The sequence below is a fragment of the Oscillibacter sp. genome, assembly GCF_032018205.1.
Lineage (GTDB): Bacteria > Bacillota > Clostridia > Oscillospirales > Oscillospiraceae > Oscillibacter.
The window spans coordinates 113,402-123,276 of sequence record NZ_DALZOY010000011.1 but is presented as its reverse complement, the minus strand read 5'-3'; the positions used below and the strand labels follow the sequence as shown (position 1 = coordinate 123,276).

Sequence of the window (9,875 nt, the reverse complement as noted above, 5' to 3'; positions counted from 1 at the left end):
CGCCTCCACCACGATTGGTGAATGCTGATAACGACTTCCTCCGAGAGAGAGCTGAACCAGATCGCCCGGACGCAGTTCCCATAATTGACATTCCACACCCACAGGGCCCACCGAGGTCTGAGACCGGGTGAGGAAGTTATACAGAAATTCCACTCCCGTCCATGCGGGGGCCTTTTGATTCGCGTTGATATAGTACCAGCCATAGGTCGGGAAAAAATTCATCACGCCGCCCCCGGCATAAAGGCACTGGGACGCAAAGTTTGTGCAGTCTCCGCCGATGCTTTCATAGTCGTAAAATGCCGGATTCCGGCCATAGGCCCAGCGGTGGGCGTACTGCACCGCTGCCTGGCGGTCATAGTCCTGTAAAATCATGGGCACCCCTCCCCTGCCCCCAGCTTATGCGAAGGGAGAGAATTGTGCCACCACCGGCCTTTGGCGTACACGCCCGCCCGCGCAATTTTTTACATGAGCGGCGCGCAGTCCGTATGAAAAGGCAGGGAGACGGTTGTCTCCCTGCCCTGTTTTTCTAAAAACGATTAAATTTTGTGGTCGCAGCCCAGAACGTGAATCAGCTTATGGGACACCATGTCCTTAATAGCCTGACGGGCGGGCTTGAGATACTGGCGGGGGTCAAAATCACCCGGGTTTTGTGCGAAGTGCTCCCGAATGCAGGCCGTCATGGCAAGGCGAAGGTCGGAGTCGATGTTGATTTTGCACACGGACAGCTCGGCCGCGTGGCGCAACTGATCCTCCGGCACGCCGATGGCGCCGGGCATGTTGCCGCCGAATTTGTTGATCTTCTCCACAAACTCCTGCGGTACAGAGGAAGAACCATGCAGCACGATGGGGAAGCCGGGCAGCCGACGGGAAACCTCCTCCAGCACGTCAAACCGGAGCTGGGGCTTGGTTCCGGGCTTGAACTTGAACGCGCCGTGGCTGGTGCCGATGGCGATGGCCAGAGAGTCGCAGCCGGTGCGGGAGACAAATTCCTCCACCTCTTCGGGGCGGGTATAGGAGGAGTCCTCGGCGCTGACGTTTACTTCGTCTTCAATCCCGGCCAGAGTCCCCAACTCTGCCTCCACCACCACACCGTGGTCGTGGGCATATTCCACCACTTTTCGGGTGATCTCAATATTCTCGTCGAAGGGTTTGCCGGAGGCGTCGATCATCACGGAGGTGAAACCGCCGTCGATGCAGCTTTTGCAGGTTTCAAAATCCGGGCCGTGGTCAAGATGGAGCACGATGGGAACGTTGGGACACTCAATGACCGCGGCCTCTACCAGCTTAATCAGATAGGTATGGTTGGCGTAGGCCCGGGCGCCCTTGGATACCTGAAGAATCAGGGGGGCATCCAGATCACGGGCGGCCTCGGTGATGCCCTGTACGATCTCCATGTTGTTGACGTTGAACGCACCGATGGCATAGCTGCCTTCATAGGCCTTTTTAAACATTTCGGTTGACGTGACCAGTGGCATATCAATCATCTCCTGTCAAAATTATTGTTTTCCCGGCGCGGCGAGAACACGCGCTTGGATCCGTGCATCCATCCAAAACGGTTTGGATACGATTAAAGAAAACGATTTTCTGATATCATAATAGCACAGAGAAATAAAATTGCAAGTATTTACAATTGTGGGTGAACATGATAAAATATTTTCACTTATACATTTATCAAGCCCGGCTTTCCGGGATGAAAAATCAGGAGGAACTATCCATGAGTGAACTGAAAGGCGCCTGCATCTTAGGCCAGTCCGGAGGTCCCACTTCTGTGATCAACGCCAGCGCGTACGGCGTGATTGCCACCGCACTGAATTCTCCCGCCATCACTGCGGTTTACGGCGCGGAGCACGGCATCAAGGGCGTTTTGAACGACCGTTTGTTCGACATGGGCAAGGAGGACCCCGCAGAGCTGGAGCTTTTGAAATACACTCCCTCCTCCGCCCTTGGCTCCTGCCGCTACAAAATGGCGGACCCGGATATGGACGACACCGACTACAAACGCATTTTGGAGACATTTAAAAAGTATGATGTGCGCTACTTCTTTTATAACGGCGGCAACGATTCTATGGACACCTGCAACAAAATCTCCAAGTATATGCAGAAGGCGGGCTATGAATGCCGCGTGATGGGCGTACCCAAGACCATCGACAACGATTTGTACGGTACGGACCACTGCCCCGGATACGCCTCTGCCGCCAAGTATATCGCCACAAGCTGCATGGAGGTTTATCAGGACGCCCGTGTCTACGACACCGGAATGGTCTGCATCGTTGAAATCATGGGCCGCCACGCCGGCTGGCTGGCGGGCGCGGCCGCTTTGGCCACGGCCTATGGCGCGGGTCCAGACCTGATTTACCTGCCGGAGACAGACTTCAACATGGAGGAATTTCTGGCCGACGTGGAGCGCATCTACAAGGAAAAGGGCAACTGCATGGTGGCCGTGTCCGAGGGCATCCACTATCCAGACGGCACCTTTGTCTCCGAGGCCAAGGCGTCCGCCACCGACGGATTTGGCCACGCCCAGTTGGGCGGTCTTGCCGCCACGCTTGCCGCCGTCGTCAAGGAGAAGACCGGCGCCAAGGTTCGGGGCATCGAGCTGAGCCTTTTGCAGCGCTGCGGCGCGCATCTGGCCTCCGAGACAGATATTGAAGAATCATTTATGGCTGGAAAGGCCGCCGTGGAAAATGCGGTCAACGGCATCACCGACAAGATGGTGGGCTTTGAGCGAATCGAGCGGGATGGACATTACGTCTGCAAAACGGCTCTGCTGAACTTGACCGACGTTGCCAACACGGAGAAAAAGGTCCCCCGGGAGTGGATTAACGCCAGAGGCAACGGCGTGGAGCAGCCCTTTATTGACTATGTACTGCCCTTGATTCAGGGCGAGCCGAAGCTGCCGAAGGCGGACTCCCTCCCCCGCTTTGCGAAGCTTAAAAAAGTGCTGGCGAAATAAAACATGCGGCCCGCTCGAATGAGCGGGCCGCATTGTAATTTAAGAGAGTCGTTCCCAGTGCAGACTGTCCTCGTCAGTACCCTGCGGCTGCGCCCGTTTCTGTCCGGAGGTACGATGCACTGAAGCCGTTTGCTTTGAATATGATAGATTGCGGCCTGTGTATTGGAGGTAATTATTTTGGAGCTTGAAACTTGTCGCAATAATGATACCGTCATGGATACCGTGATGATCGCGCGTATTCTTCGCGCCGAGCGCTGTCAGCTACTGGTGTGCGACTGCGCTACAAACCAAGAGGTTGTTGTTCATGCAAACAATGCATGCTGCTTCTCCTGCGGTGAGTGCGTGTGCATCCGTTACAGCGGAGCCATGACGATGAGTCTTCCCCCACAGATTTCCGCCACCTGTGTTGCGCGGCACTGTGGAAACTGAGCGTACTTTTTCTATATAGAAGAGAGGGCCGAAAGGCCCTCTCTGTTTTATTGAATCTTACTTTTCCCTCCTATCGGTTTTTCTGGTAGATGGCCCACAGCCCGTCCATCAAAAGGTACTTGTCGTAGATAATCTCGTTCCGGCAGTACTTCACGATGATGGGTGCGCTCCCTCCCGTGGCCACCACGCTGACGGTCTTGCCGCGAAATTCGTCCCGGATGCGGTCCAACACGCCGTCCAGCATCCCGGCGGTTCCGTAGATGATACCGGCGCGCATGCAGTCCTCTGTGTTTTTGCCGATGAGAGACTTGGGGTGTTGGAGGGAAATGGCGGGAAGCTGCGCCGCCCGGCGGCTTAAGGCCTCCAGCGAGACATTGACCCCCGGCAGCAACAGCCCGCCCTCATAGGTGCGGTCGTGGGAGATGACCCCGATGGTAATGGCGGTGCCCATGTCGATGGTGACAATAGGTGCGGCAAATTTCTCAAGAGCCGCCACCGCGTCCGCCACAATGTCGGCCCCCATCTGGGTCTGAAAGTCCATGCGGATGTTCAGGCCCGTTTTCACGCCGGGCCCCACTACCATGGGCGGCTTCCCAAGTAATCGGCCCACCGCCTTTTCCAACATGAAATTCAGCGGCGGAACCACGCTGCACACAATGGCTCCGCTGACGTTCTTCAGATCGTAATGATACAGCGCAAATAAATTCATCAAGTCAATGCTGAACTGATCCGCCGTTCTGCGGATGTCCGTATCCAGCGCGGCCAGGAACTTCAGCTCCCTGTCCGGGCCGAACAGCCCCACGGACATATTGGAATTTCCCACGTCGATGGCCAGAAGCATGTCGCAATCCCCTCCCCTGTCTGATGCTTTTATGGTATCACGTCCGGACAACTCTTGCAAGCGGAACTGCATTCTGCTATAATGATTTTATCAATCGAACAAAAGTTTCCCTTAACAACTGCTTTTTAGAATTTGAAAGGAATTTTGCCTATGGATACAATTTGCAAGCTTTCCTCCCCTTTAGGGCCTCTGTGCCTTGCGTCGGACGGCACGGCGCTGACCGGGCTTTGGTTGGAAGGGCAGAAATATTTCGGCTCCACGCTTACGGGGCACGAAAAAACCGCCGCGCTTCCGGTTTTTAATCAAACGCGGGACTGGCTGGAGGTCTATTTCTCAGGCGGGATTCCCGACGCTCTTCCGCCGCTGGCTCCCCAAGGCAGCGCGTTTCGCAAGGAGGTATGGAAGCTTCTGCTGGAAATTCCCCGGGGCGAAACCGTCACCTACGGCGCGCTGGCACAGCGCCTGCAAGCGCGGGGAATAGCCGCATCGGCCCGGTCCGTGGGCGGCGCGGTGGGACACAACCCTGTTTCCATTCTGATCCCCTGCCACCGGGTGGTGGGCGGAGATGGCTCCCTCACCGGCTACGCCGGGGGATTTGCGAACAAAATGCGCCTGCTGGAGCTGGAGGGCGTGGATTTAAAAAGATTCCACCTTCCCAAAGAGAGGGAATATCTATAAAGGGAATATACTTTACATGAAATTTATAAATTGAAGCAGAGTTCGGCATTTTTTGATTGGAAAGGACGCAGAGAAAATGAATGAAACAATTGTTGTCAAACAGTCAGGAAAAGGCGTTTTCCTCGTCATATGCATCATATTAGGAATGACCTTGCTTAGTGTGTTTCTACTGTTCGCAGATTTGATGGAAAGCCCTTTTCCGCAGATTGTGTTAAGAGTTTTTGCAGCTTTTAGTATTCTCCTTTATACTTTTTGCAGTATTTTTTTTATCAAAAAGACGCTGTCCGGAAAGCCGCTCCTTACGGTCACTGCAGATGGTATTTTAGAAAACAGCACTGTACTTTCTTTCGGATTTATTCCGTGGAGCGATATTGAATTTATTTATCTTGGCAGTATGATGAACAATGTATTTATTGAAGTTTTGTTAAAAAATCAGGAAGCTTATATTGAAAAGCTTAGTGGTGTCAAGAAATGGTTAGCGCGGTGGAATCTCAAGTTGGGGCATCAGCCTATTAGTATCTCATTGAGCCCCAGCGATGTCTCTCCGCAGGATCTGATTGGAGAACTCCAGAGACGGCATATGGCAGCGCAGTAAAATCGCCGTCAGTAATCTATACATACAGGCAGAGGGAAGCACAAAGTGCTTCCCTCTGCCTTTTTTATTAAAGAATAATGCAGATCAGCCCGCCGCTGCCCTCATTGATGATGCGGGTCAGCGTCTCCTGAAGCTTCTTTCGTGCGTCGTCAGGCATCCGCTGGAGTTTGTTTTGCAGGTCTTCACTCACTAGCTCGTGGAAACTGCGGCCAAAGATATTGGACTGCCAGATTTTGCTGGTATCCCCCTCAAATTCCTGTAAGAGATAGTTCACCATGTCTTCCGACTGCTTTTCATTCCCAACGATGGGGCTGACCGCCGTCTCGATGTCGGCACGAATCATGTGGATGCTGGGGGCGCTGGCCTTCAGGCGGACGCCGTACCGTCCACCCTGCTTCATGATTTCCGGCTCTTCCAACTTCAGTTCGTCAAGACCGGGAACCACAATGCCGTATCCGTTTTCCCGCACATCATTCAGCGCGCCCGCCACCTTGTCGTACTCCGTTTTCACGGTGGCAAGCCGGGTCAGCAGGCTCATCAGGTCTCCGTCGTCCGCCACAGAGAAACCGGACTGCTCCGACAGCGTCCGATAAAACAGCTCCTGCGGCAGAAGCAGCACCGATGAGGCAACACCCGTTCCAAGGTCGATGCCGGTGAGCTTGGCGGAGCTGATGTTCTCGCTCTTTCCAAGCTGCGCGATCACGCCGTCAACCTCCCGGATGTGGCGCAGTCCCATGGTCCCTTCCCGCACCGAACCGTACAGTCCGGCTTTAATGGGGTGGTCCGCCGGAAGGGCGTCCACCCACGCGGGCAGGAACACATCCAGCTCCTGCATGGGGAACTCGTACAGCACGGCCTTCAATACGTCCGCCACCGCTGCCTCGTCCAGTTCCAAACAGTTCACCGGCATACAGTTCACGTCATAGTGGGCGGCAATGTCCTTTGCCATCGCCTGCACCCGCTCGGATTTGGGCGAGTCGGAGTTCAGCAGGACGATAAATGGCTTTCCCAGCTCCTGAAGCTCCCGGATCACCCGCTCCTCCGCTTCCAGATAATCCTCTCTGGGAATCTCAGAGATGGACCCGTCGGTGGTGATGACGATGCCGATGGTGGAGTGCTCCGCAATCACCCTGCGGGTGCCAAGCTCCGCCGCCTCCATCATAGGAATCTCATGGTCGTACCAAGGAGTTGTTACCATGCGGGGCTGGTCGTCTTCCGTGGACCCGATGGCGCCCCGAACCATATACCCCACGCAGTCAATCAGCCGCACGGAAAACGCCGCCCCGTCGGACAGCTGAATCTGAACGGCCTCCTCCGGCACAAACTTTGGCTCCGCCGTCATGATGGTCCGTCCCGAGCCGCTCTGGGGCAGCTCGTCTCTGGCCCGCTCACGGCGGTAGACGTTTTCAATGTTGGGGATCACCTGCGTCTCCATAAACCGTTTAATAAATGTAGATTTTCCCGTGCGTACCGGGCCTACCACACCGATGTAGATGTCACCGGCGGTCCGGGTGGCGATATTCTGATAGATGGTCGTATTCATAGCATCCCCCGTCCTTCTTGCAATCCTGCTTCCACTCTATGTGGAAAGCCTGACAAGTATGACAGGCAGGAGCCACCGAAAATTGCACAAAAGCCCGTCGCTTTTTTGCGGATTCTTTTTGGATATCGCATATTTACAGTTGTGTATTATCATGCTAAATTGATAATTATCTAAATCACGAGGGCGGTGCCCTTAAAATGGAGGAATTATAATGAAAATGAAAAAGGTTCTGGCTCTGCTTGCCATGGCGGCAATTGTCGGCTCTCTTGCCGCCTGTGGTGGCACTGCGCCCGCAGGCAGCGAAACGTCCGGCTCCGCGTCATCTTCTCCGGAGGCCGCGTCCGGCAGCGCGGCACGCACCACCTTTACCGTCGGCTTCGATGCGGAGTATCCCCCTTATGGCTTTATTGCCGACGACGGAAGCTACGTGGGCTTCGATCTGGATTTGGCGCAGGAGGTCTGCGACCGCAACGGCTGGGAGCTTAATCGCCAGCCCATTGACTGGACATCCAAGGACATGGAACTGGACGCGGGAAATATTGACTGCATCTGGAACGGCTTCACCATGACCGGCCGCGAGGAAAACTATACATGGGTAGGCCCCTACGTAAATAACTCCATTATGTTTGTGGTGCGGTCTGACAGCGGGATTACCGACGCGGCGCAGCTTGCCGGAAAGCCGGTTGTGACCCAGTCCGGCTCCTCCGCCCTCACGGCGCTGACTGACGACCCCGGCGACGGCAGCAACGACGAAAATCTTGCTCTGGCCGCCTCCTTCTCCGCGCTGGACGAGGTCCCCGACTACAATACCGCCTTTATGAATCTGGAATCCGGCGCAAACGACGCCATCGCGGTGGACATCGGCGTGGCCAACTTCCAGTTGAAAACCCGTGGCTCCGATAAGTTTGTGATGCTGGAAAAGCCTCTGTCCACCGAGCAGTACGGCATCGGCTTCAAAAAGGGCAACACGGAGCTGGCCGATCAGGTAAAGGACACGCTGGATGCCATGTGGGCCGACGGAACCTTCCAGAAAATTGCCACCGCAGCCGCCACAACCTACGATGCGCCGGAGCTGGCCGATATGCTCTGCTACGGCGAATAAGCAGACTGCTTCCGTGAGGGCGGCGGGAAACCCCGCCGCCCTCACCGGCAATTGAAGATCAAGGAGAATTTGAAATGGTTTTGGCAAATGTACTTCAGCAACTGCTGACGGGCCTGTGGGCAGCCGTGCAGCTTTTTGTGCTGACGCTGGTGTTTTCCGTGCCTTTGGGGCTTCTGGTGGCGCTGGGGCGGATGTCCGCCTGGGCGCCTCTGCGCCGTCTTGGCGCAAAAGGAGAAATCGTCGGGAAGAAACCTGGGAAAGCGATGTCTGCTCTGCGGGAATTCAAGCCCGTGCAGGCGTTGGTGCGGTTTTTTATCTCCGTCCTCCGGGGCACGCCACTGATGCTTCAGATGATGGTGGTGTATTTCGGACCCTACTACGTTTTAGGTATCAGTCTGTCGGGCTATTCCCGCTTGCTGGCGGCGGTCATTGCGTTTTCCATCAACTATGCCGCCTACTTCGCGGAAATTTACCGCGCCGGCATCCAGTCCATCCCGCAGGGACAGTATGAGGCTGCGCAGGTGCTGGGCTATAGCCGGAGGCAGACTTTTTTTAAGATTATTCTGCCCCAGATGGTAAAGCGGGTCCTCCCTGCCGTCACCAATGAAGTAATTACGCTGGTTAAGGACACGTCTCTGGCCTTTGTTATTGCCTATCAGGAGCTGTTCAACGTTGCAAAGCAGATTTCCGCCGCCAACACCACCGTCCTCCCGCTATTTATCGCGGGAGCGTTCTACTTTTTGTTTAACAGCGTGGTGGCTTGGGGGATGGAACGCATTGAAAAACATATGAGCTATTATAGCTGAGGAGGTGTCCGAAGATGAAAGTGATGGAGTTGAACGGCGTCCGCAAGTCTTTTGACGGGACTGCGGAGGTGCTGCGGGACATTTCAGTGAGCGTGGACAAGGGCGAAGTGGTGGCCATCATCGGTCCCTCCGGCTCCGGAAAGTCCACCCTGCTGCGCTGCGCCACATTGTTGACGGAAATGGACGGCGGCGAGCTTTCCTATTCCGGGAACAAAGCTGCATGGAACGATGCGCGTGGCAGAACGGTTTATGCCGGAGATCTGAAAAAAATACGGCGCTGTTTTGGGCTGGTATTTCAAAATTTTAATCTCTTTCCCCATTACACAGTTTTGAAAAACCTGACGGACGCGCCTGTCAGCGTAGCGGGCAGAAGCCGGGCGGAGGCGGAGAGCGCGGCATTGGAGCTGCTGAAAAAAATGGGCCTTTTCGACAAAGCGGGGTGCTATCCCTGCCAGCTTTCCGGCGGACAGCAACAGAGGGTGGCCATTGCCAGGGCGCTGGCCATGCAGCCGGAAATTCTGTTTTTTGACGAGCCCACCTCGGCACTGGACCCAGAGCTGACCGGTGAAATTTTAAAGGTCATCCGCCAGCTCGCACAGGAAAAAATGACTATGGTGATTGTCACCCACGAAATGTCCTTTGCCCGGGATGTTGCGGACCGGGTAATTTTCATGGACGGTGGTGTCATTGTGGAGCAGGGCGCGCCCCACGAGGTGCTTGGTACACCAAAGGAAGAGCGGACGAAGCAGTTTCTGTCCCGGTTTTCGAGTTGAGGCAACGGGGCCTCGCTTTGCAGCATTTTGTCGCCTCTGGCGGCAATCTAAATTTAAATTTGTTTGTACCGGGACATATTTCAACTATGGATTCTTGTCTTGCGCTATGGAACACAGAGACCGGCGGAATGCAGCGGCATAAGGACGATTAAAAT

The 9,875-nt window shown here is 55.0% G+C and carries 11 protein-coding genes; 7 read left to right on the top strand and 4 right to left on the bottom strand.

Features of this window, described 5'->3' with window-relative positions; all coding sequences use genetic code 11:
- Window positions 1-372 (bottom strand): amidase domain-containing protein (locus RTU96_RS10235; RefSeq protein ID WP_312636486.1); only part of this gene is annotated, 372 nt, incomplete at its 3' end.
- Window positions 373-536: 164 nt separating this feature from the next.
- The gene (gene fba, locus RTU96_RS10230; RefSeq protein ID WP_312636485.1) at window positions 537-1,475 is read right to left on the bottom strand and encodes a class II fructose-1,6-bisphosphate aldolase; all 939 of its coding nucleotides are present in this window, start codon (window positions 1,473-1,475) and stop codon (window positions 537-539) included.
- 239 nt (window positions 1,476-1,714) lie between these two features.
- Between fba and RTU96_RS10225 the strand changes: the two genes are divergently transcribed.
- Both RTU96_RS10225 and RTU96_RS10220 read left to right on the top strand, forming a co-directional pair.
- Window positions 1,715-2,953 carry a 6-phosphofructokinase gene (locus tag RTU96_RS10225; protein WP_312636484.1) on the top strand — a complete coding sequence of 413 codons (1,239 nt, stop codon included), beginning with the start codon at window positions 1,715-1,717 and terminating at the stop codon, window positions 2,951-2,953.
- 177 nt (window positions 2,954-3,130) lie between these two features.
- Window positions 3,131-3,382: a hypothetical protein gene (locus RTU96_RS10220; protein ID WP_293007575.1), complete on the top strand. Its 252-nt coding sequence runs from the start codon at window positions 3,131-3,133 to the stop codon at window positions 3,380-3,382.
- Window positions 3,383-3,452: 70 nt separating this feature from the next.
- On the opposite strand, the gene RTU96_RS10215 is transcribed toward RTU96_RS10220, so the two are convergent.
- Window positions 3,453-4,223 carry a type III pantothenate kinase gene (locus RTU96_RS10215; protein ID WP_293007577.1) on the bottom strand — a complete coding sequence of 257 codons (771 nt, stop codon included), beginning with the start codon at window positions 4,221-4,223 and terminating at the stop codon, window positions 3,453-3,455.
- Window positions 4,224-4,373: 150 nt separating this feature from the next.
- Between RTU96_RS10215 and RTU96_RS10210 the strand changes: the two genes are divergently transcribed.
- Window positions 4,374-4,901 (top strand): methylated-DNA--[protein]-cysteine S-methyltransferase, encoded by a 528-nt coding sequence (locus RTU96_RS10210; protein WP_312636482.1) that lies wholly within the window; start codon window positions 4,374-4,376, stop codon window positions 4,899-4,901.
- Window positions 4,902-4,977: 76 nt separating this feature from the next.
- Complete coding sequence (locus tag RTU96_RS10205) at window positions 4,978-5,496, top strand: STM3941 family protein (protein WP_312636481.1); 519 nt, start codon at window positions 4,978-4,980, stop codon at window positions 5,494-5,496.
- A gap of 67 nt (window positions 5,497-5,563) precedes the next feature.
- Here the strand turns inward: RTU96_RS10205 and spoIVA are convergent, their stop codons facing one another.
- Window positions 5,564-7,039: a stage IV sporulation protein A gene (spoIVA, locus tag RTU96_RS10200; protein ID WP_293007582.1), complete on the bottom strand. Its 1,476-nt coding sequence runs from the start codon at window positions 7,037-7,039 to the stop codon at window positions 5,564-5,566.
- Between the two features lie 211 nt (window positions 7,040-7,250).
- On the opposite strand from spoIVA, the gene RTU96_RS10195 reads away from it, so the two are divergent.
- From RTU96_RS10195 to RTU96_RS10185, 3 genes are all read left to right on the top strand, one after another.
- Entirely contained in the window at window positions 7,251-8,141 is an 891-nt protein-coding gene (locus RTU96_RS10195; RefSeq protein ID WP_312636480.1) for an amino acid ABC transporter substrate-binding protein, read from the top strand.
- A gap of 74 nt (window positions 8,142-8,215) precedes the next feature.
- Window positions 8,216-8,947, top strand: a complete 732-nt coding sequence (locus RTU96_RS10190; protein ID WP_312636479.1) for an amino acid ABC transporter permease — start codon at window positions 8,216-8,218, stop codon at window positions 8,945-8,947.
- Window positions 8,948-8,961: 14 nt separating this feature from the next.
- Window positions 8,962-9,720, top strand: coding sequence for an amino acid ABC transporter ATP-binding protein (locus RTU96_RS10185; RefSeq protein WP_312636478.1), 759 nt, complete (start codon window positions 8,962-8,964; stop codon window positions 9,718-9,720).
- Window positions 9,721-9,875: the final 155 nt, after the last annotated feature.